Annotated in this window: 21 protein-coding genes; 9 read left to right on the forward strand and 12 right to left on the reverse strand. The window is 41.7% G+C overall.

Annotation, left to right across the window (positions count from 1 at the left end; genetic code table 11):
* Positions 1-207: 207 nt before the first annotated feature.
* On the reverse strand, positions 208-879 hold the full coding sequence (ntcA, locus tag C6N34_RS00155; RefSeq protein ID WP_040008442.1) for a global nitrogen regulator NtcA: 672 nt from the start codon (positions 877-879) through the stop codon (positions 208-210).
* A 358-nt stretch (positions 880-1,237) separates the two neighbouring features.
* Between ntcA and fabI the strand changes: the two genes are divergently transcribed.
* The 4 genes from fabI to C6N34_RS00175 all read left to right on the forward strand — a co-directional run bounded on the left by fabI (position 1,238) and on the right by C6N34_RS00175 (position 5,382).
* Positions 1,238-2,014, forward strand: a complete 777-nt coding sequence (gene fabI, locus C6N34_RS00160) for an enoyl-ACP reductase FabI (RefSeq protein ID WP_057178853.1) — start codon at positions 1,238-1,240, stop codon at positions 2,012-2,014.
* A 98-nt stretch (positions 2,015-2,112) separates the two neighbouring features.
* Complete coding sequence (hisB, locus tag C6N34_RS00165) at positions 2,113-2,709, forward strand: imidazoleglycerol-phosphate dehydratase HisB (RefSeq protein WP_057178852.1); 597 nt, start codon at positions 2,113-2,115, stop codon at positions 2,707-2,709.
* Between the two features lie 19 nt (positions 2,710-2,728).
* Positions 2,729-3,676, forward strand: coding sequence for an ABC transporter ATP-binding protein (locus C6N34_RS00170; RefSeq protein ID WP_057178851.1), 948 nt, complete (start codon positions 2,729-2,731; stop codon positions 3,674-3,676).
* Between the two features lie 272 nt (positions 3,677-3,948).
* On the forward strand, positions 3,949-5,382 hold the full coding sequence (locus C6N34_RS00175) for a polysaccharide biosynthesis/export family protein (protein WP_057178850.1): 1,434 nt from the start codon (positions 3,949-3,951) through the stop codon (positions 5,380-5,382).
* A gap of 48 nt (positions 5,383-5,430) precedes the next feature.
* Here C6N34_RS00175 and C6N34_RS00180 read toward each other — a convergent pair whose 3' ends face one another.
* Positions 5,431-6,336 (reverse strand): hypothetical protein, encoded by a 906-nt coding sequence (locus C6N34_RS00180; RefSeq protein ID WP_235529013.1) that lies wholly within the window; start codon positions 6,334-6,336, stop codon positions 5,431-5,433.
* 366 nt (positions 6,337-6,702) lie between these two features.
* On the opposite strand from C6N34_RS00180, the gene gap reads away from it, so the two are divergent.
* The 4 genes from gap (at position 6,703) to C6N34_RS00200 (ending at position 12,369) form a co-directional block, all read left to right on the forward strand.
* Positions 6,703-7,722: a type I glyceraldehyde-3-phosphate dehydrogenase gene (gene gap, locus C6N34_RS00185; protein ID WP_115538946.1), complete on the forward strand. Its 1,020-nt coding sequence runs from the start codon at positions 6,703-6,705 to the stop codon at positions 7,720-7,722.
* A gap of 79 nt (positions 7,723-7,801) precedes the next feature.
* Positions 7,802-9,232 (forward strand): pyruvate kinase, encoded by a 1,431-nt coding sequence (pyk, locus tag C6N34_RS00190; RefSeq protein WP_057178848.1) that lies wholly within the window; start codon positions 7,802-7,804, stop codon positions 9,230-9,232.
* Between the two features lie 144 nt (positions 9,233-9,376).
* Complete coding sequence (locus C6N34_RS00195) at positions 9,377-10,381, forward strand: transaldolase (protein ID WP_057178847.1); 1,005 nt, start codon at positions 9,377-9,379, stop codon at positions 10,379-10,381.
* Positions 10,382-10,569: 188 nt separating this feature from the next.
* The gene (locus C6N34_RS00200; protein ID WP_115538947.1) at positions 10,570-12,369 is read left to right on the forward strand and encodes an aspartate kinase; all 1,800 of its coding nucleotides are present in this window, start codon (positions 10,570-10,572) and stop codon (positions 12,367-12,369) included.
* A gap of 15 nt (positions 12,370-12,384) precedes the next feature.
* On the opposite strand, the gene C6N34_RS00205 is transcribed toward C6N34_RS00200, so the two are convergent.
* The 3 genes from C6N34_RS00205 to C6N34_RS00215 all read right to left on the reverse strand — a co-directional run bounded on the left by C6N34_RS00205 (position 12,385) and on the right by C6N34_RS00215 (position 16,879).
* Positions 12,385-14,232, reverse strand: a complete 1,848-nt coding sequence (locus tag C6N34_RS00205) for an AAA family ATPase (RefSeq protein ID WP_057178845.1) — start codon at positions 14,230-14,232, stop codon at positions 12,385-12,387.
* Between the two features lie 38 nt (positions 14,233-14,270).
* A complete protein-coding gene (locus C6N34_RS00210; protein WP_115538948.1) occupies positions 14,271-16,124 on the reverse strand; it encodes an ArsA family ATPase in 1,854 nt (617 codons plus the stop codon).
* A gap of 68 nt (positions 16,125-16,192) precedes the next feature.
* Positions 16,193-16,879 (reverse strand): GvpL/GvpF family gas vesicle protein, encoded by a 687-nt coding sequence (locus C6N34_RS00215; RefSeq protein WP_115538949.1) that lies wholly within the window; start codon positions 16,877-16,879, stop codon positions 16,193-16,195.
* Positions 16,880-17,053: 174 nt separating this feature from the next.
* Here C6N34_RS00215 and C6N34_RS00220 point away from each other — a divergent pair, with 174 nt between their 5' ends.
* Entirely contained in the window at positions 17,054-17,368 is a 315-nt protein-coding gene (locus C6N34_RS00220) for a coiled-coil domain-containing protein (RefSeq protein ID WP_006276400.1), read from the forward strand.
* 104 nt (positions 17,369-17,472) lie between these two features.
* On the opposite strand, the gene C6N34_RS00225 is transcribed toward C6N34_RS00220, so the two are convergent.
* The 7 genes from C6N34_RS00225 to gvpA form a co-directional block, all read right to left on the reverse strand.
* Positions 17,473-17,826 carry a gas vesicle protein GvpG gene (locus C6N34_RS00225; RefSeq protein ID WP_006276399.1) on the reverse strand — a complete coding sequence of 118 codons (354 nt, stop codon included), beginning with the start codon at positions 17,824-17,826 and terminating at the stop codon, positions 17,473-17,475.
* Positions 17,827-17,867: 41 nt separating this feature from the next.
* Complete coding sequence (gvpF, locus tag C6N34_RS00230; protein WP_006276398.1) at positions 17,868-18,611, reverse strand: gas vesicle protein GvpF; 744 nt, start codon at positions 18,609-18,611, stop codon at positions 17,868-17,870.
* A gap of 115 nt (positions 18,612-18,726) precedes the next feature.
* Positions 18,727-19,200, reverse strand: a complete 474-nt coding sequence (locus tag C6N34_RS00235) for a gas vesicle protein K (RefSeq protein ID WP_057178842.1) — start codon at positions 19,198-19,200, stop codon at positions 18,727-18,729.
* A 49-nt stretch (positions 19,201-19,249) separates the two neighbouring features.
* The gene (locus tag C6N34_RS00240; RefSeq protein ID WP_006276396.1) at positions 19,250-19,870 is read right to left on the reverse strand and encodes a gas vesicle protein; all 621 of its coding nucleotides are present in this window, start codon (positions 19,868-19,870) and stop codon (positions 19,250-19,252) included.
* 15 nt (positions 19,871-19,885) lie between these two features.
* Positions 19,886-21,064 (reverse strand): gas vesicle protein GvpN, encoded by a 1,179-nt coding sequence (gene gvpN / locus C6N34_RS00245; RefSeq protein ID WP_057178841.1) that lies wholly within the window; start codon positions 21,062-21,064, stop codon positions 19,886-19,888.
* Between the two features lie 313 nt (positions 21,065-21,377).
* The gene (gene gvpC / locus C6N34_RS00250) at positions 21,378-22,040 is read right to left on the reverse strand and encodes a gas vesicle protein GvpC (RefSeq protein WP_115538950.1); all 663 of its coding nucleotides are present in this window, start codon (positions 22,038-22,040) and stop codon (positions 21,378-21,380) included.
* 105 nt (positions 22,041-22,145) lie between these two features.
* A complete protein-coding gene (gvpA, locus tag C6N34_RS00255; protein WP_057178839.1) occupies positions 22,146-22,361 on the reverse strand; it encodes a gas vesicle structural protein GvpA in 216 nt (71 codons plus the stop codon).
* Position 22,362 lies beyond the last annotated feature (1 nt).

Raw genomic sequence — 22,362 nt, forward strand, 5'->3', positions numbered from 1 at the left:
TAGAATAGTAAAGTTTAAATATTGTTTGACAGCCATAGGTATCCATGTCTTGGAGTCATAGAATTGCACCTTATTAAAATTGTTGCACGGTGGACACAGGGGGATATTGGTCCGTAAGAGTAAACACAACTTGCCTGGTGAATTAGACCCCCCAGATTTTTCCGTGAGCTAACTCAAATTATAGCTTATAAGCAAACTTGGTAAACATTAAGTAAACTGCTTGCTTAGTGCGACTGGCTTATGCACAGTGATTTTTTTCTTGTGGATAGAAATCATTTTTTTCTCCCGCAAGTCTCCTAGTAACCTGGTTACAGTCACTCGGGTGGAACCTATTGCTTCTGCGATCGCCTGATGGGATAACTTGAGGTCAACAGTAACCCCGTCAGCACAGGGAACACCAAAGTCGCGACAGAGAATTAGCAGAAAACTGACTAACCGAGAACCCATATCTCGGTGAGCAAGAGTTTCAATCATCATTTCTGTTTGCAGAATCCGCGAGGAGAGGCCTCGCAGCATAAGCATTGACAGTTCTGGATTTTCCTTGAGGGCCTGCTCTACCTGCTCAATTGGCGAAGAGAGCAATTCCACCGCAGTAAAAGCAACTGCATGGTAAAACCTATCTGATTTATTACCTGTTAGTAATGACAAAACACCGAAAACGCTATTTTCCCGTAGCAGGGCCACTGTTATTTCTTCTCCTGCTTCATACACCCTGGAAAGTTTCACAGCACCTCTGAGAAGAAAATAAACTCGTTCGGCCGGATCCCCGGGAAAAAAGATGGTTTTGTTACGTTCAAACGTCTCCACAACAGGGGGAAAAGCCCCCGTTGCCATTTGACGAAAAACATTTGCCAGGGCTTTATCTTGCATTACGATCATCTCCCTTCCCTTACCCAACACCGGAAAAACAAAAACTTAATACCTAAGAATACAACTGAAGAATCAAGAACGCACCGTCAATCTTTCTGTCTTTTACTATACTCAAATTTGCTAGTCTATCTTATTTTGTCGATCATGATACCCAATTTTGGTGATTTTTAACCTAAAATGGTGGATCACCCCTCCCCTGGAGGACAATTTTGGGGTTTTTTCGGTTCAAAATTTGCCAGATCTTTAATAAGTTCTTAAACAATCACCATAAAAAGGTTTATGGGGACAGAGAATTATCAAGATCACATTTAGGATAACATTTAATTTAACAATATTCTCAATAAGATCAATCGCGTTAACAATTTTTATGCTAAACCTGTCCGGTAAGAATGCCCTGGTTACGGGGATTGCCAATAGTCGGTCTATTGCTTGGGGTATTACCCAACAACTACATGCAGCTGGAGCTAATCTGGGAGTTACCTATTTGCCCGATGATAAGGGTAAGTTCGAAAAGAAGGTCTTGGAGTTAGTTGAACCCCTTGAACCTAGTTTATTTCTGCCCTGTAATGTAGAGAATGAGGAACAAATCCAAGCTACTTTTGACGCTATTCAACAAAAATGGGGTAAGCTAGATATTCTCATTCACTGTCTAGCTTTTGCTAACAAAGAGGATTTAAGTGGAGATTTTAGTCAAACTTCTCGCTTAGGATTTAATAAGGCATTAGAAGTTAGCACTTATTCTCTTATTCAGTTAAGTGGAGCAGCTAAACCTTTGATGACAGAAGGTGGTAGTATTCTGACTCTTTCCTATTTGGGCGCAGTGCGCGCTATTCCTAATTATAATGTAATGGGAGTAGCCAAAGCTGGACTAGAAGCTAGTGTGCGTTACTTGGCAGCAGAACTGGGACCCCAAAATATTCGTGTCAATGGTATCTCCGCAGGTCCCATCCGCACTCTGGCTTCCTCTGCTGTAGGTGGTATTTTGGATATGATTCATCACGTTGAGCAAGTGGCTCCCCTTAAACGTACTGTTACTCAATTGGAGGTAGGTAGTGCAGCTGCTTTTTTGTGTAGTGATTTATCTAGTGGAATTACTGGACAAATCCTATATGTAGATGCGGGATATGAAATTATGGGCATGTAACTAGGTTCAATATTAAGCATCACCGACGTTCTACGTCGGTTAGTGTTTGAACTACTTGCTAATGAACTAACAAAAAAATATAAAAATATAAGTTGACAATGAGCAAAGAAAGACTCGCTACGGTTAAACGTGTTACAGGAGAAACAGATGTAACCGTATCCATTAATCTTGATGGTACGGGAATTTGTAAGTCTAATACGGGTATTTATTTTTTGGATCACATGATCCAGCAGATTGCCTCCCATGGTTTATTTGATTTGGATATTCAAGCTACAGGTGACTGGCAAATTGATGACCACCACACCAATGAGGATGTGGGTATTACTTTAGGTCAGGCTCTCCATCAGGCACTTGGTAATAAAAAGGGTATTGCCCGCTTCGGTCATTTCATCGCTCCTTTGGATGAAGCACTGATCCAGGTAGCTTTGGATTTCTCTGGTCGCCCCCATCTCAGTTATGGATTACATATTAGTACGGAAAGGGTAGGAACCTATGATACTCAACTCGTGAGAGAGTTTTTTGTGGCTTTAGTAAATCATAGTCAAATGACTCTACATATTCAGCAACTAGATGGTATTAATTCTCATCATATTATTGAGGCTACCTTTAAGGCTTTTGCTAGAGCAATGCGCATGGCCGTGGAGATCGATCCTCGTCGCGCTCAAACTATTCCTAGTTCTAAGGGCGTGTTATAGTTGATAATAAAATACATTCATGTTTAACAATTCTCCAGCAATCCTTACCTCTCAGGTGAGCAAGGTTTACCGCACAGGATTTTGGTCGCACCACAAGATTATATCTCTCCACAACTGCTCCCTAGAAGTCTATCCAGGAGAAACTTTTGGCCTTTTGGGACCTAATGGTGCAGGAAAAACTACTTTGTTAAAAATTTTACTGGGAATAAGTCGTCCTTCTAGTGGTAAAGGATTTTTGTTGGGGAAACCACTAGGCGATCGCTCGGTCAAACAGTTTATTGGTTATTTACCAGAAAACCCCTATTTTTACGATTATCTGACTGGATACGAGTTGTTAGAGTTGACTGGGGAGATCTTCCGAATTTCCTCCCGTGTGCAACGACAACGGATAGTTCATCTGTTAGAATTAGTCGGGTTATCCCAAAATCAAGCTCGCAAACAAAGGATTGGTTCCTATTCTAAGGGAATGGTTCAGCGAATTGGTTTAGCCCAGGCGTTAATCAATGATCCAAAAGTGCTGTTTTTGGATGAGCCTATGTCTGGACTTGATCCCTTAGCACAAAATCAAATGCGAGAAATTATCCTTTCGCTTAAATCTGCAGGCAAAACCATCTTTTTTAACAGTCATATGTTAGGGTATGTAGAACAGATTTGCGATCGCATTGGCATATTAAATCAAGGGGAAATAATTTGTAGTGGATCCCTGAGTGAATTATTAGGGGAAGAGAAAGGCTACTATATCAGGGGTAAAGGAGGGGATAAAGAGATATTACAAAAAAGATTGGGAGAGATACAATTTGAACGGGAAGCTATATGGCATGGCATCTTAAAAGAAGATTTATATGATTTTCTTGCCAGTTTGCGGTTAATGGGTGGGAAAGTGATTAAAATAAGCTTATGTCGTCAGTCCTTGGAGGATTTTTTTATTCAACAGTTATCCCCGTTACCAACCCAATCAAAACTTTAACCTAACCTTACCCAAAACTAATAGTTTGGACAAGTTACTCCCGGATAATGAAGCTTGTGGATGAAAATAAATGAAAACAATGCTATTGGGAACTTACACAGCTAACTATAGTCAGGACTTAGGTATAGAGCCAGAATGCTTACCCGACTCTCATTTTTAGCCATCAAACTTGTCTATAGCGTTCTTTCCAAGCTATATTTCCAAATTTTTTCAGCTGTTATAATTTCTAAACCTTACTATTACAAATGCCAAGCACAAACTCTCAGGTAAAAATGGTTAGCAAAAACTTCTGGAAACCTATTATCCATTCAAGCACAGCCCTAATCTTACTGACCACCCTTAATACAGCCTGGCCATTGGTCAGTTTAGCTCAATCAAAACCCCAGCCAAAAGTAAATTCTGCCACTTCTAGTCTATTCACCGATTACCTATTAGGTGGTGGAGATCGGATTCGTGTGAACGTTTTTGAGGCGCCAGAATACACCGGGGAATATCAAATCCCACCTGGGGGAGAAATCAACATGCCATTAATTGGCAGCATTCCCGTTTCTGGACTAACAACCCAACAAGCAGCAGACGAAATAGCCAGAAGATATGCTCGGTTTCTTAAACGCCCTTTAATTTCAGTAAACTTGTTAGCTCCCCGTCCCATCAACGTTTTTGTTGCTGGAGAAGTGACACGACCTGGATCTTATAGCTTGAGTTTACAAGGAACAGGAGGTAACAATCCTGGTGTACAATATCCCACAGTATTAGCCGCCCTAACCACAGCAGAGGGAGTAACACTAGCAGCGGATGTGACCAAGGTACAACTACGACGTCAGGTGGGACGTTCGGGAGAACAGGTGATAAGTCTCGACCTGAAACAAATTACCCAAACAGGAAGAATACCCATAGACATAACTCTCAGAGATGGAGACACCATATTTGTCCCCACTGCAACAGATTTTAATGTAGCTGAGGCCCGCAACTTATTTGCAGCCAGCTACGCTGCTAGTAGAACAGCACCGCGCAGGGTAGCCATTACTGGTCAAGTTTACCGTCCTGGTTCCTACTTGGTTGCTGCAGGGGGTGGAAACGACAGTGGTGGTTTACCCACAGTAATGCGAGCCATTCAGTTATCGGGAGGAATCACATCCCAAGCTGACGTGCGCAACATTAAGGTTCGTCGTCCTACCAGAACTGACAAGGAACAAACCCTAAACATCAATTTGTGGGAACTGTTGCAAAGCGGAGACTTAAATCAGGATGTGGTGGTACAAGACGGTGACACTATTATTGTTCCCACAGCAACACAAGTAAACACAGCAGAGGTAACCCAGTTGGCCACTACCACCCTATCGCCCGCAACAATCAAGGTGGGGGTAGTTGGGGAGGTAAAAAGACCAGGGGTTACTGAGCTTCAGCCTAACAGTTCTTTAAACCAAGCTTTGTTAGCAGCTGGTGGATTCAATGATGCTAGGGCAAGTAGTAGTTCAGTGGACTTGGTTCGTCTTAATCCCAACGGTACAGTTACTAAACGAGCAGTAAAGGTTGACTTTTCTAAAGGGATAAATGAGGAGACCAACCCTATTCTGCGCAATAATGACGTTATAGTGGTGAATCGTTCAGTTTTGGCTAGGACGGGAGATACTTTAGGTGCAGTTACTGCTCCCCTAGCTCCCGTATTTAGCATCATTAGTCTATTCCGACTACTGGGATTTTAGCAGTGGGGGGGGGAGATCCATAATCCCTCCCACCATCTGTAAACATCATTAAAACTGGTAGGAGAGTCCTAGAGATAGTACGGGATAAATATTTAACCATTTCAGGTCATTTTCTAGTTGTTGTCTTTCTTTCTCAACATCAGCTTGAATTTGGTTCCGGATCTCAGGGGTTGCAGCACCTCCAAATTGAGGTGCTAAATTAACTTTAGGGGATCCCGTAAACATGACACCTAAGTTGGCGGAAAAACTCCAACGGTTACCAGGTTTAACTGCATTTCCCCAACCAATTCCCAGATATGGGGCCACACTATTAGGAAAGGAAACTTTAGCTTTAACTGATCCTAACTGGTCTGAGGTGTATTCTTGGTCGCCTATTTGTATTTTTTGATTACTGTTGGATTTGCCAGTTCCTTCTATATTGTTGTCTTGGAATACTAGACCTCCCGTTAAACGAAAACCTGAGTTTTTCCAAGGGTGGTAGTCTACCAAAGTGGAGACACTGAACAAATTGAGTTTAGCATCATAATCAATCCCGGACTCGCTGATGTTAGCATTAGTACCAAACCCCCTAACTCCCAATTTGGCATTGAGATTGGGTGTGATTGATTTGGTTACCGTTGCACCAATACCAAGAGTGCTAATTTCAGGAGTAACTCCCCAACCACTGGTTGTTGGGCCAGTTTGGGTTGTTTCTTGGGTGGGTTGAGGAGGTTGTGGTGTTACCGGTTGTGTGGGAACACAACGGGAATTCAAAGGGTAGACTTTACAAAATTCTTCCAAATTAATTGGTGTTTCCGCTAACAAATCGGCAGCTTGGTAAGAAAAAGTACCTGGTTGTAGGGTCACCACCTGTGCCAATACTGTCTGACTGGTGGAGGTTACAATAGCCAACCCGCTGGTTAATGTCAATACTGATGTAGCTAGACCTGTTAATTTATCTATCTTAATATTCATGTTAATCCCCCACACCATGTTTTTAATTTAATGCAATAACCTAACTCATTTTTAGTTCCCTGTCAATCTAAAAGTTACTGAAAATTATTATCGGTATCCTGATTCAGACCTGCCTAAGTATAAGTGGGTGGGTGGAATTAAATATAATATGAACGTAGGATGGGTTGAGGAACGAAAGCCATCCTACAAATAATTGTGCCTCCCTACTTAGTGGAGATAGTGAACATACATTAAACATTAAAATATATAATCGAAATTCGCCATATCAGTCTTCCCACTGTAACAATCAGCTAAGTTAGAAGAGAACTAACCTGAAGAGTTCTCCATGGCTAAAGCTATAAATATCTACAAACAGGAGGTTAAATCTTGCCTAAGTTAAAGATTGCCATTAATGGTTTCGGACGTATTGGCCGTCTGGTACTCCGTGCTGGTATTAATAATCCTAATATTGAGTTTGTGGGAATTAATGATTTGGTTCCCCCAGACAATCTGGCCTATCTTTTAAAGTACGACTCTACCCATGGTAAATTAAAAAACCAAATAGAAGCCAGGGAAGATGGCATGGTCATTGATGGTCATTTCATCCCTTGCGTTTCCGTGAGGAATCCCGCTGAACTACCTTGGGGTAAATTGGACGTGGATTATGTTGTAGAATCTACAGGACTGTTTACGGATTTTACCGGAGCGGAAAATCACTTACAAGCGGGCGCTAAACGAGTGGTGATTTCTGCTCCCACAAAAGATCCTCAAAAGGTGAAAACAATCGTGGTTGGTGTTAACCATGAATCCTACAATCCCAATGAGGATTTCATCGTCTCTAATGCTAGTTGTACTACAAATTGTTTGGCCCCAATTGCTAAAGTAATTAATGACAACTTTGGGTTAGCAGAGGGACTGATGACCACAGTTCATGCTATGACTGCTACCCAACCTACAGTGGACGGACCCAGCAAAAAAGACTGGCGCGGTGGTAGGGGAGCTGCTCAAAATATTATTCCCTCTTCTACCGGTGCTGCTAAAGCAGTGGCCCTAGTTTTACCAGAATTGAAGGGTAAGTTAACGGGAATGGCTTTTAGGGTGCCCACACCGGATGTGTCCGTAGTGGATTTAACCTTCAAAACTGTGCAGGCTACTTCTTACAAGGATATTTGTGCAGCGATGAAACAAGCTGCTACAGGTTCCCTGGTGGGCATTTTGGGTTATACCGATGAAGAGGTGGTTTCTACGGACTTTCAAGGTGATGCCCACTCTAGTATTTTTGATGCTGGTGCGGGTATAGAGTTAAATTCTCATTTCTTTAAGGTTGTTTCCTGGTATGACAATGAGTGGGGTTACTCTAACAGGGTTGTGGATCTAATTGTGTACATGGCACAAAAAAGTAGATAACTGCTACTGTTTGTATTTCTCATCATTCCTCTGGGCTTAATTGGGTTGTGCTACCCCCACCCTACTCTTAATTTCTATGATGCGTCGCACCAAAATTATCTGCACTATTGGTCCTGCTACAGCTGCACCGGAAAAGTTACAAGCTTTAGTAGAAGCGGGAATGAATGTGGCAAGACTAAATTTTTCCCATGGAGCTTATGAGACACATGCCCAAACGTTCCACAATTTAAGACGCATTAGTAATGAAGCTGGTAGACCTGTGGCAATCTTACAGGATTTATGTGGTCCCAAAATCCGTTTGGGAAAACTCCCACCAGAAGGGATCATGTTGGCAGCTGGTACTGAGGTAACTTTTCTTTTACAGGAAAAGGGGGAAACTACTCAAGAATTACCCTTGCCTCTACCCACTTTATTTGCCATGATTCGACCTGGTGAGCCAATTCTGATTAATGATGGTCGGGTAAAGTTAACTGTGGTTAGTCGCAATGCTGACCAAATTCGTGCACGGGTAGATACTGGTGGATTAGTTTCCTCCCATAAGGGTGTGAATTTACCTGGTACTCCTTTACCTGTAAGTTCAATTACAGAAAAGGACCTGCAAGACCTACGGTTTGGAATGGAGTTAGGTGTGGACTGGGTAGCAGTGTCTTTTGTGCGCTCTACCCAGGATTTGGAACCCGCTAGACGAATGATTGAGGGTGCTGGTTCTAAAATTCGTCTGATTGCTAAAATCGAACGTCCTGAGGCGGTTGAACACTTGGATGATATTCTCAAGGTGGCTGATGCAATTATGATTGCTCGTGGTGATTTGGGTGTGGAAATGCCTATTCACCAAGTGCCATTAATTCAAAAGGATATTACTCATCGCTGTAATCTCATTGGTAAGCCGGTAATTACGGCTACTCAAATGTTAGAGTCTATGATTAGTTCCCCTGATCCAACTCGAGCTGAGGCAACAGATGTGGCTAATTCCATTTTAGATGGTACGGATGCGGTGATGTTATCTGGGGAGACCGCTGTGGGTGATTATCCTATGGCAGCAGTACAAATAATGCACAACATCGCTTTACAAACAGAGCAGGCAATTAAAGAAGGAAGTAAACATACTTGGAACCGTGAATCTGGTCTTCTGAGTGTCACTGAATCAGTTGCACAGGCAGTTTGTCGAATTGCTTACGAGACAGGTGCTAAGGCGATTCTTTGTAATACTACTTCTGGCAGCACGGCAAGATTGATTTCTAAATATCGTCCTTTGACCCCGATTATTACTCTGACCTCTGAACCTATTGCTTATCATCAGTTAGCATTGTCTTGGGGTGTTCAACCTTTGTTAATTCCCCCAGTTCATCATGCTGAGGAGATGTTTACTAATGTGGTGAGTACGGTAGTTAATCAAGGTTTGGTGGAAATGGGTGATAAGGTGGTTATTACCTCAGGAGTTCCAATTGGTATGTCAGGCACAACAAGTTTAATCAAAGTGCATTCTATTGGACAACCAATTACAGCTTAGTAGATCTAAAATGGCTATGAGATCCCGGTGATAAAGGGCAATTCTGGGAGAAGGTTGCCATAATGGTAATCGTTTGGAATATCAAAGAGTTTAAATATTTGCGAATTGGTAAATCCTGAACCCAAGAAAATCATGGAGTATACTATGTCTAAAAACTTACTAGAACAGTTGCGTGAAGTAACGGTGGTTGTAGCAGATACTGGTGATATTCAAGCTATTGAAAAATTTAAACCCCAGGATGCAACAACAAATCCCTCTTTGATTACTGCAGCAGCTCAAATGCCCGAATATCAACATATTGTTGACCAAACTCTCATTAAGGCTAAGAAAGATGCTGGAAATAAGGCTAGTCACCAAGAGGTGGTTTCTCTGGCTTTTGACCGCTTGGCAGTTTCCTTTGGTTTAAAGATTCTGCAAATTATTCCTGGTCGGGTTTCTACAGAAGTGGACGCCCGTTTGTCATACGATACTGATGGAACTGTGGCTAAGGCTAGATATTTGATTTCTGAGTATCAAGCAGCAGGAATTTCTCGAGACCGGGTTTTGATTAAGATTGCTGCTACTTGGGAAGGCATTAAAGCGGCGGAGATTTTAGAAAAAGAGGGTATTCACTGCAATTTAACTCTATTGTTTGGAATTCATCAAGCTATAGCTTGTGCTGAAGCTGGAATTACCCTGATTTCTCCTTTTGTGGGACGGATTCTAGATTGGTATAAAAAAGATACAGGCAGATCTAGCTATCCTCCTGCAGAAGACCCTGGTGTGTTATCCGTAACTAAAATCTATAATTATTATAAGAAGTTCGGTTATCAGACTGAGGTTATGGGGGCTAGTTTCCGCAATATGGGGGAAATTACTGAATTAGCTGGTTGTGATTTGTTGACTATTTCCCCCGCTTTATTATCGGAATTGCAAAATACTGTGGCTGAGTTACCTCGGAAACTGGATCCGGTAACTACTTCTGGTTTGTCTATTGACAAAATATCGGTTGATCAGGCTACTTTTGAGCGCATGCATGCTGCAGATCGCATGGCTTCGGATAAATTGAGGGAGGGAATTGATGGTTTTACTAAGGCTTTAATCAGTTTGGAGGAATTACTAACAGCTAGATTAAGTCGTTTAGAAACGGAAATGGTAGGTGTTGGTTAAACAACTGAGATTTTGAATTTTAGACTGGATAGAGAAATTGCCTAGATCCTTCACGGATATGGGCAATTTTTGATTATGGCTTTACCAAAATTTCATGCTATTTTAGAATGTGGAAAATAAAAATCAACAAAATCTTTATACTAACCAAAAGCAAGTTAATTAAGGATTAGAGAGGGATATCCAAGGTAATGGCGCTCATAGTTCAAAAATACGGTGGTACTTCCGTTGGTTCTGTGGAACGTATTCAAGCGGTAGCCAGGCGCATCCATGGCACTGCACAGGTGGGAAATTCTGTTGTGGTTGTGGTTTCTGCTATGGGAAAAACCACTGATGGCTTAGTGAAGCTGGCCCATGAAATTTCCCCTAGTCCTACTCGTCGGGAAATGGATATGTTGCTTTCCACGGGAGAGCAGGTAACTATTGCTCTCCTGAGTATGGCTCTACAAGAAATTGGCCAGCCAGCTATTTCTCTAACTGGGGCACAAGTAGGTATTGTTACTGAAGCAGAGCATACTCGCGCTCGAATTTTACATATTGAAACTGAACGGTTAATTAGCCATTTAAATGCTGGTCAGGTGGTAGTAGTTGCAGGTTTTCAAGGAATTTCTAACACTTCAGCTATGGAAATTACTACCCTGGGACGTGGAGGTTCTGATACTTCAGCAGTGGCTTTGGCTGCGGCTTTAAAGGCTGATTTCTGTGAGATTTACACGGATGTACCCGGTATTTTAACTACTGATCCCCGGTTAGTACCGGAGGCTCAGTTAATGAAGGAAATTACCTGTGATGAAATGCTGGAATTGGCTAGTTTGGGTGCTAAGGTGTTACATCCTAGGGCGGTGGAAATTGCCAAGAATTATGGTGTACCTTTGGTGGTGAGATCCAGTTGGACTGACCAACCGGGAACTTGGGTAACATCTAATAAGGTTCAAGAACGAGCTATGGTCAATTTAGAGTTGGCTCGTCCTGTGGATGCGGTAGAGTTTGATGTTGATCAGGCTAAAGTTTCTTTATTACGCGTCCCTGATCGACCAGGGGTAGCAGCTCGATTGTTTAATGAGATTGCCGATCAGCAGGTAGATGTGGATTTGATTATTCAATCAATTCATGAGGGTAATTCTAATGATATTGCTTTTACTGTAAATACACCTATTTTGAACCGAGCGGAAGCTGTGGCTTCAGCTATTGCTCCAGCTTTGAGAAATAACGACGGCTCTAATGAAGCAGAGGTGCTTGTAGAAAGGAATACGGCAAAGGTCAGTATTTCTGGAGCGGGGATGATTGGCCGCCCCGGAGTAGCTGCTAAAATGTTTGCTACTCTGGCTAAAGCTGGTGTGAATATTCAAATGATTTCTACTAGTGAGGTTAAAGTTAGTTGTTTAGTTGCTGCAGTAGATTGCGATCGCGCTATTTTATCTCTCTGTCAGGAGTTTGAAGTTAATGCGTCTACACGTAATGTTTCTTCTTCAAACTCTATATATTCCACTGTGTGTGGTGTTGCATTAGATATGAATCAGTCCCGACTGGCAATTCGTCATGTGCCAGATCAACCGGGGATAGCTGGGAAGTTGTTCGGTTTACTGGCTGAATCTAACATCAGTGTGGATATGATTATTCAGTCTCAACGCTGTCGGGTAATTGATGGCGTAGCTTGTCGGGATATAGCTTTTACCACAAACCGCACGGATGGAGAAAATGCTCAAGCTAAAATCAATCAAGTTGCTGCACAGTTGGGATGGGGAGAAGTCATCCTAGATGACGCCATTGCCAAGGTTAGTGTTGTAGGTTCGGGAATGGTTGGTCAACCAGGGGTAGCAGCTAAAATGTTCACAGCTTTGGCGCAGAATCAAATTAATATTCAAATGATTACTACTTCAGAAATCAAAATTAGCTGTGTTGTATCAGAAAAAGAAGGGGTTAAAGCATTACAGATAATTCACACTGCTTTTGGACTAGCTGGAACCCATAAGTTTGTGGTTCCAGCATAATTTGCCAACTACCTCTTAACTGTTACGTTGTTGGCTTAGGATGCGGTAGGAGTGTTGAAAATCGTCAATGGTAACCCTAATGGCTGTAGGATCGGTTTCCCCCCTAGCGCGAAATCGCCTAATTGCTTCCACGGATGCTTGGTTACATAACAAAACTAAATCTGCTCCATTCCAACCTTCCGTAGTCTGGGCCCAATATTCTAAGTCTACATCCAATAGTGGTCTACCTTCGGTATAAACTCGTAAAATTTCCAAGCGACTGGCTAAATTAGGTAGATCAACTTTTAATTGTAGATCTAATCTTCCAGCTCTTAATAGAGCTGGATCTAACGCATCTGGACGGTTAGTAGCTCCTATTACTAGAATATTAGTACCAGTTTCCAAACCATCCAATTCCGTTAATAGTTGTCCTACTACCCGGTTACTCACACCAGAGTCTCCAGTATAAGTCCCACGAGCGGGGGCTAGGGTGTCAATTTCATCAATGAATATGACGCAGGGATCCGCTTGTCGAGCTTTAGCAAATAGTTCCCTTACTGCTTGTTCGCTTGCTCCTACCCAACGGGTGAGTAGTTCTGGTCCGTTGACTGCAATGAAATTGGCCCTGGCCTGGGAAGCTACTGCTTTGGCTAATAGGGTTTTACCGGTTCCGGGTGGCCCCCATAGTAAAATCCCCCTAGGAGCTACTGCTTTCGTTTGACGGTAGAGTTCTGGATATAGTAAGGCCCCCTCTACAGATTCTCTCAAGGTTTGTTTGATGGCTTCCAGTCCGCCAATGTCCTCCCATTCCACATGGGGAACTTCTACCTCCATGCTCCGTAGCACTGCTGGTTTGATTTCTTTGAGCGCTTGCAGAAAATCTGACTGGTTCACTGTCATGGTTTCAGGAATATCTGTTTCCATGGATGGAACTTGACGGCGCAGGGCCATATAGGCCGCTTTTTGGCAAACAGCTTTTAAGTCAGCTCCCACAAATCCTACAGTGCGATCGCTAATAAATTCTAAGTCCACAGTGTCATCTAAGGGCATGGCACGGGTAAGAACTTGCAGAATTTCTTTACGTCCGTTAGCGTCGGGAATGCGAAACTGAATTTCTCGATCAAACCTTCCTGGACGACGCAGCGCTGGATCTAAATGATCCGGACGGTTAGTAGCAGCCAGTACAATTACACCTGGTGTGTGAGAAAACCCATCCATTAAGCCCAATAACTGGGCAACTAACCGTTTCTCTACTTCTCCCTCCACTGCACTGCGGTCAGGGGCCAGACTATCAATTTCATCAATAAAAATAATGCAGGGGGCATTTTTAGCAGCTTTTTCAAAAATACCCCTCAGTTTTTGTTCCGCTTCACCATAGTATTTGCTAATCACCTCTGGACCCACCAGGGCAATATAATTTACCCCCAGTTCTTCCGCTAAAGCACGAGCTGTGAGGGTTTTACCAGTACCGGGAGGACCAACTAAAAGCACCCCATGGGTTGGCTCTAGACCCAGTTTAGCCAGCAGATCTGGGCGCTTTAAGGGGATGGCAATTAATTCTTTGAGCTCTTTGACTACCTGACTTAAACCACCTATGTCTTTCAGGGAAATACCAGAATTTTCAGGGGGGGTAGCTGAATCTGATGACCCATTAGAGGGTTGGGGAGTAGCTGGGGAAGAGGGGGTGCGAATGCGACTAGTACCAATATCATTGATATTACTGCTCTTGGCTGCACCACGGGGAATATTGCCCGTTCTGGGAATACTACTCAGGGGACGAGAGTTGACCTGTATATCTGTTTTTACCTCTCCACTCTCGATTTTTTCTTCTAAGGTTTTAACCAAATCTAGAAACTGCTCAAATCCTTTGAATAGGTCACTCATAAGTCTTAATAGGTCTGGGTAAATGTGATGTACTAGTTTTATTTCTCAAATGCAAACAAAAGGTTAGCCGCACCCTTGATTCTTTCTATGGGCTCTACTGATCTAGGTAGCAGGGGTAGGTGAATAATTGTTTGTTCGGGAAATAAATTGTGATCAACTTCCACTGCTTGAGTATAGCGATTTTGTACTACGTACCTTTGTTCAATGCCCATGTTTTTCAAAGATGCGGTTAACCGAACGTGTTCTGATGTAATAGCCGATTCCGCCTGAATTACACCCACAAATTGGGTATGACGGGGGTCTTTCAATTTCTTTTGCGCCTTTACTACCTGTTGTCGCAGCTGTCGCAATCTACCAATGAAGTCTACCCGACCTAAAACATCCTGATATTTCATCCATAGCTTAAAGATCCAGGATAACCAATCTCCTAAAGCGGAAGGCATGGATAAAAATTGTAACAGATGTCCCGTAGGAGCTGTGTCTAGAATAATCAAATCTTGCTGGTTAGTTTCTAGAAGGTTAGTGATTGTGATTAAGGATAGCATTTCGTCAATACCCGGTAATGCTTGAGACATAATTTGTCTCCACGCTTCCGGTAGGTAGGCAATGTTTACGTCTGTATCCTTGGTTGTTCCTTCCCCACTAATCATATCTGCCAATTCCCACAGATAATCAGTACGGAACTGGTCTAATATTTTGTCAGCATCTATTTCTTGTCCACATAGGTTGGGAGTGATTGGTTGGGAATCATGTCCTAATTTTTGACCAAATGCATCGCCAAGAGAATGTGCTGGATCTATGGAGATCACGCTAATATTTTTTTGGGGATAATGACTAGCAAAGGCCCAACCCATTGCTGCTGATACCGTTGTTTTGCCTACTCCTCCTTTTCCACCTACAATAATTAGTTTACAACCCTGATCCAGAAAATCAGTAAAACTAGGTGGTATTCTCTGTGGCCAGTGAATTATGGGTGGTGCTACCTCTTCTACCTGACTGATATGTTGAATTTCTCCAGCCAATTTATCCAGTGCTTGACTACCCAAGGGGGCGGCGGGTTGTTGGGGAATAATAAATACGGGTTGTCCGGAAAGATTTAGGAACTTTTGCACGTAGTTCTGCTGTTCCGCATATCGATCCTGATCCATACTAGGATCTGTTAAAATTCGATTGATTAGAATTCCTCCAAAGGGAACTTTTAAGGTTTTTAACTGTTCTAGGAATCTTTCGGTTTCTGCTAAACACATTGGTTCGGCAATCCCGACTATTAAAAACCCGGTGAATTGACTGTCTTGCAGTAGTCTTCTACTCTGTGATAGTTGAAATTTGAAGTCAATCAAAAAGTCGTCTACTGCATCCGGTTGATAGTTTCCAGTAAAGCTTTCGGTGATGACTTGATACTTTTTTTGAAATAATTCTAAGGAGTGTAAAATTACGTCCAAGAAGTCTTTTAGTTTTAGCAAGCTCACCGTATGTCCAGATGGAGCCATATCCACTACTATACGATCTACGTTTTTCTCTGATAGCAGTCTTTGGATCTCTAGTAGTCCCATCAGTTCATTTAATCCGGGCCAGTCTAAATCCCAAACGGGGGCTAGATCCTCTCCATCCGCTAAACTTCCTCTTTCCACTAGAATTTCCAGGTACTGGCTATATTTGGCTTTGAATTCTAACAGAAGATTTTGAGCATCTAGGGCCTGAATGCTCAAATTCGGTAAATCTACTGCTGATTGAGGTTCATTGGTGACTTCTGTCAGTAGTACATCCCCTAGGGAATGGGCTGGGTCTGTTGATAATAGAAGAATTTTCTCTTCTGGAAATTTCCTAGCCCAATAACGAGCTAAGCAGCAAGATAGGGTGGTTTTACCTACCCCTCCTTTACCGCTCAACATGACTAAATTTAATTTATCGTACTGGTACATTTGGTTTAAAAAAATAGGGTTAGAAACTGGAATGAATATTAATGCTCAATAAAATGATAGGGGGGTAGGCAATCTCCCCAAACTAAATCCCATCTGGGACAGGCCCGCTGCCAATTCAAGAATTTTTCCTCTAGGTGAATTTTTTCATTTATGTTAATCAAAACATATATTTTTATTCCTTCTTTCTGTTCCTGAACCATTGCTGGTAAGTTATATTCTTTGGTAATTAAATCAATTAGGTTCTGTTTTTCTATGTTTTGACTATTGACAAAGGTTTTCTGATTCTCATACTCTTGCTTTTTGGCTAAAAAGTAGTTTCTCCCCCCTTTCTCGCTAACTACTGGTTCTAGAAATGTGTGGGGAATTAGTTTTAAGGTTAGTTCTATTTTGTCTCTGATTTTTTCTAGCTGGGATTTATATTCTTTTTCTTGCCATGCTAGGTGCTTGAGTAGATTATCTAAGGAGTCAAAACATGTACCAAATCTTAAAGGCAAAACTGTTACTTGTTCAAACATCTCACAAATCACTCTGTCATGACATAAAGCCATCTGAACTATCTTCTCGTCATCATTCTCCCAGAAAGCTGGGGATATTCCAGGTTCCACAAGAGCTGAAACTTGATTACCTGTTACTAAGCTTACTGGACCTCTCACACCCTGTGGTAAAACCAGGGGTGAATGGGGCGTTTCTAAAAAGGCATAAGTGTACAAGTCTGTTAATTCCATATTTTCACCTATCACAGGATTTTGTCGCCCATTGCTCCCAGATCTTTAACTCAGCTATAACTAAAGTATAAACTTAATCTTAATCAAAAGTGGAAACAATTCCTTTGACAGTGGTTTGATAGTTTACAATCGCAAGAAGTTAGTTATAATAGGTGAATACTTCTAGGTAGTTTTATGAAAAGCATTCCCAACGCTGCCATGTCTAGGGCCAAAATTAGCACCATGCCCAGAACTAAAACTGACGCTTCTAGCCAATTAGATCTTTATAAAATGGTGACGGAAAAACAACGTATCCAGAGAGAACTACTCAGTCTTAAAGAACGAACCACTATCCTTCAAAAGAGATTGGATCTTCTTAATAGCCAAATAGAATCAACAGAACAAAGCATTTATGTGTCTCGTCAACCGCGATTGAGTTCTCGCATACTAGCTAAACTAAACACTCACAATGATATTCCTAGTTACAGCACTTTTGAAATTGAATATTAGCATATTTTCTGCCTAACTAGACTTAAAAAAAGCCAGCGCTGTTTTTATTATTTAATAACCCGCCATAGCGGGTTACTTAGAAACAGCTTAGGTTTCATTCCTGGTTAACGTGATAAGACTAAGGTTTTATCTTCTTCCTGAATTTTGGGTGTGTTTATATTGAATTCGGGTTCCTCAATGAGATCTTCTTCTTCCTCAGTTAGGTACTCTTCCTCTTCTAAACTGGCCCTTTCTTCTTCTAGGGCCTGGATTTGTAGAAGTATTTCTTCCTCTTGTTCCTCAAATTCTTCCTCGCCAATTTCCCCTAGGTCAAATGATAACTGCAAGTTTAATAATTTTTTGTGCAGGTTTTCTTGATCATCAAATTCAGTATTGGTGCGTTCTTGGATTTTTTCGGCAATCCATACTACTCCATTAATCGGACCCATTACGGGTGATAGCAACAGTTTCATCAACATAAGGCACTTCCTGGATAACAAAAATAAAATGGTTCAACCACTCATGATGGCGACAATTGGGCAAACGTATAGGGAGCTGTGAAATTATTGTACCTGATACGCAGGCGATCGCCGAATTGTTTGTCAATAGACTCCACGCGATCGCTAAATGCGGATTCAGCATCCCAAGGAATTAAAAATGCTGCATTGTAGATCATCTCTTCCATCATAGGTTCATTTTCGACCACATCTTTAGCAAATGGTTGCAGTTGTTCTCGAAAAACCTGAATTACTGCTTCTTTGCGTTCCATCAAATTACTTTCAATCAGTTGTCCAATTTGAATCACCTCATCCATACTTAAATTTTTGCCTTCCATAGCGTCTCGTTGCTGCTTTAAGTCAGGATTAGAATCAATCATCATTTGCAGTTCTGATTTGGTATCCCAAAGTATCTTCACACTGACTTCTCTTTGTCCTGCTAGTTTCTCAAACAGCTGGTGTAGTTGATTTTGGGATGGGTTAATTAATTGATTAGAAATTTCCTGCCAATCTTTCACGACCAGTCCAAAGCGCAAAGGTAAAAGAGTCGGACACCCCTCTTGCATAACCTGTTCTAAAACTCTCTCGTGAGCCAACAAATTACGTCGGGAAGCCAAATACTGCTTTTGGAGAGCATGAGAATATAAAAAAACAAACCCATTGACATCCTGAGTTTTAACTGGTTGCTTATCCAAACCCTCCAATGTTAAATCCTGCGTTAATGGTTTTGGTAAAATACCATATAAGTAAAGTCCATTGCTACTCATAATAATCACACCTGGGAATCCGATTTAAAACAGATTATAACTAACGTATAACCATATAAATAAGTAACACCGAATCATTAAACAGCCAAATTGGTTTTGCCTAAATTGGTTTTGCCTAAATTGGTTTTGAAGTTAAAACCAGCTGTAATTTGGCATGAATTAAATCTAAATTAGCCACTCCCAAATCTACTTCCCCATCAACAACAACCCCTGTATTGAGAAGACGATCCAACAGTTCCAGCACACTAGGTTGAGTTCCCTCCTCTCCGGGATAATAGGAACCCTTATGTGGTAAGAGCGTGCCAAAATCGCCCAAATTCACATTCAATTCAGCTGGGTCAACATCAAACACCTCACACAGATGGAGGACCTGAGATTCCAGTTTTTGTAAGCTTTCTGCAGCTTGCTCCAACTGCAAGTCGCTCAGATAATTCTCCTCCATACGACGAATTACCTGAGCCTCCATTAATTGGCGCACTAGTTCCAAAACCGTTAATAGCAAGGGAGCCAAACCCGCTTCTTTCTTGGTACCAGAAGCGGGTGGTAAGAAGTCCTGGGACTGATCAAATGGAGTGATAGCCATTTCCATAGTTTCACCGACGAACGTCACCTAAACACTCAGAATGGTCAGTAGACAATTAACCAATCTCATCATCCAATGCTACAATAGCTTGAGTGTCTGGTTGACTGGTTTCCGTCTCTTCTAAAACAACATCATGTTGATTAAAACCCCCAATATAATCAGTATTTTCTTGGAGATTTTCCGGAAGTTGCTCTGATACTATAGTATATTCCTCCAGTTCCTCCTGGTCTACAGATATTGGCGTAATTTCCTCACTCAGTTCCTGAGTGTTATCATCACCATTCAGATTGTTCTCCAGAGTTAATTCTGGCTTTTCAACAGAGGTTTTGGCTATATCAGAAGTTAGCAAGTTTAGTTGTGACTCTAAATTAGCTAAACGCCCTCTGAGTTCCCTGTTTTCCTCAATTAAACCCTGAGCCTTACTACTGAGGTAAGGATCGCCCTCCCACCAATTAATACCCATCTCCTTGGCTTTATCAACGGAAGCAATTAATAAGCGAATCCGAATGTGTAGAAGCTCAGTAGAGGCAATAGACACGGAAATATCGCCAGCAATGACAATACCCTTGTCTAAAACTCTTTCCAGAATGTCCGCTAGTGTCGAACCTTGGGTAGAGGTTTTAATAACTTGACCGGAGCTTACCTGGGAACGTGTTGGTAGTATTGGGGAATTCACAAATGATCAACTCTGTTAAATAGTGTAAATACGTTTGTTTTTACTCACCAAACCTTTTTGCTCTAAAGAACGTAGAGCATTAAGGGCGGTGTGATATTCCGAGTTTAGGAATTTTTTAATCCCATTGACAGACTCGCTTCTTTTTTGTAGTAGGTAGTTGTAAACTTCTTTTTCAAAGGGAACTACCTTGGCTGTAACTAAACCCTCAATTTCCTCAATTGGTATGGCAGTGTGATTACTTTCTTCTTCGTTTATATGACCATTTAATTCTTCTACAGGCAATTCTGGTTCGTCTAAGTTGAGCAGATCCATGAAAATATCTGTACAGTCTGCAATAGGCAAGCTACTACGATTGAACAGAATATCCATAGCAATCTCGCGGAAGGTAGGATCTTCTGGTGCGACCAAAATATCGTTGTCAGCACAAACCTTAGCAATCATCAAACCTGCACGCAATCCAGAGGTTTTCTCCGCGTGGGTAGCCAGTCGAAATGATCTGACCAAATCCACAATCAAACCAGCAGATTGTTTATCTATATTTGTTTTTTGAACCAATATTTCCGTTTGAGTTAGGTGCTCAGGTTCTGGCATGTTAATGGTTACCAGTCTATCCATCAGTGCATCCTGTGTGGAATGAACCCCACAGTATTCTTCTGGATTAGAGGTGAAAATAACTCGGAACTGAGGGTTAACATGAAGATACTCAGGCTGATTGCTGCTGGGTGGCAAACTGAGAATTTTCTCCTCTAAGGCTGAAAGCAAAACGTTATTTACTTCTGGACGGGAGCGGTTAAATTCATCATATACTAATGTGAAGCCTTCACGACAAGCTAAAGTTAGTCTAGAATCCATCCAGTTTTGCCTAAATTCGTCCTCAATCTTGACAACGCTATGGATATAGTTATCTAGAAGCTTCTTATGGGTATAACCAGATTCACTACCAATTAAATCTGAACTTTTAAACTCATCATCCCCAAAGAGCAACATTACTGGTCTATCTAAACAATGAGCTAAATGTAATGCTAAAGTGGTTTTGCCTGTACCAGCAGGACCACGGAGGTGCACGGGGAAGCCAGATCTCAAATAGAGTAAAGCTCGCAAGGCCACCTTCTCAATAGCAGGTGTCATCACAAACTGACCTGGACGAACCCGAAGAATTGCTCTTTTCTGATTGTTAATGTTGCTGACAGCCATAAGGTTACAAATTGTAAGGAAATGAGATTAGCTAAAAAAATATGCTAGGTTTGAGATCAAGGTGCGGGATCAAGGTTAGTTTGAATGAATCCCCCTGAGTTCTTATTGCTGTTAGACCATGGACCACAGTCCTTAGACTCAGGTACGAACGACTGCATCAAAACTGCACTTTAAAACTCATTGTTATATGTTTAGTGCCTCCTAATCTTCAGTTCGAAAACTGTTGCTCTAGGAGGCCTTCGTTTGACTAGAATATCATGCGGATGGGTCAGAGGCAAAATATTTGAATTAATTTGCCTGATATATCAGCACCTTACACACCAATAACACTCAAAAATAGATCTTGGCGGAACTGACGCAATGCCTCTTTTTGGGCAGATGCTTTGGCAGCGCGATCGCTAGTTGTAGCTGTCAAGAAAGCACTAGTTTTTTGCTCCAGTTCTTTATGGAAAGCACTTAACTCTGCTGCTTGCTTTTGAGCTTCGTCAATACGAGTTTTAGCTGTATCTGCCAAAAAAGCACTGGTTTTTTGCTCTAGTTCTTTGTGGAAAGCGCTTAATTCAGCTGCTTGTTTTTGAGCTTGGGCAATGCGAGCTTTCGCTGTATCTGCCAGAAACACTTCTGTTTTTTGCTCTAGTTCTTTGTGGAAAGCGCTTAATTCAGCTGCTTGTTTTTGAGCTTGAGCATGGCGAGCTTGAGTGGTCTTTGTCAAAAACTCATTGGTTTCTTGCTCTAGCTGAGAGCGGAACTGATATAGTTCTTGGGCTTGAGCCTGAGCTTGAGCTTGACGAGATTGAGCGGTTTTTGCTAAGAACTGATCAATTTCTTGCTCTAGTTGTTGGCGAAATTGGCTTAAATCCTCGGCTTGCTTCTGAGCTTGCGCAAGTCTATTACTTTTCCTTGTGGAAAGAAAATCGTTGACCTCTTGAAATATTGACTGATTTTCCAGTCTGATCTTTTGCAACAAAGCGACCATGAAGTCCTCCTCAAATATCAACATCAATGGGAGAAGATTCACCAGATTAAAACAAATCTAGTGAACTTCTTACCACTTGGTTATTGGCGTAGTCTAATAAAAAAATTAAGCAGGTACAGCTGCGGATTGGGTCAATCCTACTGCTTCTGCATACTTCAAGTAGGTTTCTACGGAAGCAATAACGATACGAGCTTCAACTGCTAGTAGTTCGATACCTACTAAGGATACACGAACCCAAGCATCTACTACGATACCTTTGTCTAGGATTCTGTCGATTACTTCTGCCAAGCTAGAGGAAGAATTGGTCTTTTCAACTGCCATT

Source organism: Cylindrospermopsis raciborskii Cr2010, assembly GCF_003367075.2.
Taxonomy (GTDB): Bacteria; Cyanobacteriota; Cyanobacteriia; order Cyanobacteriales; family Nostocaceae; genus Raphidiopsis; species Raphidiopsis raciborskii.

Excerpts from the sequence above, each read along its gene's own strand:
- ntcA (WP_040008442.1), bottom strand. The coding sequence starts at position 879 with ATGATCGTAATGCAAGATAAAGCCCTGGCAAATGTTTTTCGTCAAATG.
- fabI (WP_057178853.1), top strand. The coding sequence starts at position 1,238 with ATGCTAAACCTGTCCGGTAAGAATGCCCTGGTTACGGGGATTGCCAAT.
- hisB (WP_057178852.1), top strand. The coding sequence starts at position 2,113 with ATGAGCAAAGAAAGACTCGCTACGGTTAAACGTGTTACAGGAGAAACA.
- C6N34_RS00170 (WP_057178851.1), top strand. The coding sequence starts at position 2,729 with ATGTTTAACAATTCTCCAGCAATCCTTACCTCTCAGGTGAGCAAGGTT.
- C6N34_RS00175 (WP_057178850.1), top strand. The coding sequence starts at position 3,949 with ATGGTTAGCAAAAACTTCTGGAAACCTATTATCCATTCAAGCACAGCC.
- C6N34_RS00180 (WP_235529013.1), bottom strand. The coding sequence starts at position 6,336 with ATGAATATTAAGATAGATAAATTAACAGGTCTAGCTACATCAGTATTG.
- pyk (WP_057178848.1), top strand. The coding sequence starts at position 7,802 with ATGCGTCGCACCAAAATTATCTGCACTATTGGTCCTGCTACAGCTGCA.
- C6N34_RS00195 (WP_057178847.1), top strand. The coding sequence starts at position 9,377 with ATGTCTAAAAACTTACTAGAACAGTTGCGTGAAGTAACGGTGGTTGTA.
- C6N34_RS00200 (WP_115538947.1), top strand. The coding sequence starts at position 10,570 with ATGGCGCTCATAGTTCAAAAATACGGTGGTACTTCCGTTGGTTCTGTG.
- C6N34_RS00205 (WP_057178845.1), bottom strand. The coding sequence starts at position 14,232 with ATGAGTGACCTATTCAAAGGATTTGAGCAGTTTCTAGATTTGGTTAAA.
- C6N34_RS00210 (WP_115538948.1), bottom strand. The coding sequence starts at position 16,124 with ATGTTGAGCGGTAAAGGAGGGGTAGGTAAAACCACCCTATCTTGCTGC.
- C6N34_RS00215 (WP_115538949.1), bottom strand. The coding sequence starts at position 16,879 with ATGGAATTAACAGACTTGTACACTTATGCCTTTTTAGAAACGCCCCAT.
- C6N34_RS00220 (WP_006276400.1), top strand. The coding sequence starts at position 17,054 with ATGAAAAGCATTCCCAACGCTGCCATGTCTAGGGCCAAAATTAGCACC.
- C6N34_RS00225 (WP_006276399.1), bottom strand. The coding sequence starts at position 17,826 with ATGTTGATGAAACTGTTGCTATCACCCGTAATGGGTCCGATTAATGGA.
- gvpF (WP_006276398.1), bottom strand. The coding sequence starts at position 18,611 with ATGAGTAGCAATGGACTTTACTTATATGGTATTTTACCAAAACCATTA.
- C6N34_RS00235 (WP_057178842.1), bottom strand. The coding sequence starts at position 19,200 with ATGGAAATGGCTATCACTCCATTTGATCAGTCCCAGGACTTCTTACCA.
- gvpN (WP_057178841.1), bottom strand. The coding sequence starts at position 21,064 with ATGGCTGTCAGCAACATTAACAATCAGAAAAGAGCAATTCTTCGGGTT.
- gvpC (WP_115538950.1), bottom strand. The coding sequence starts at position 22,040 with ATGGTCGCTTTGTTGCAAAAGATCAGACTGGAAAATCAGTCAATATTT.
- gvpA (WP_057178839.1), bottom strand. The coding sequence starts at position 22,361 with ATGGCAGTTGAAAAGACCAATTCTTCCTCTAGCTTGGCAGAAGTAATC.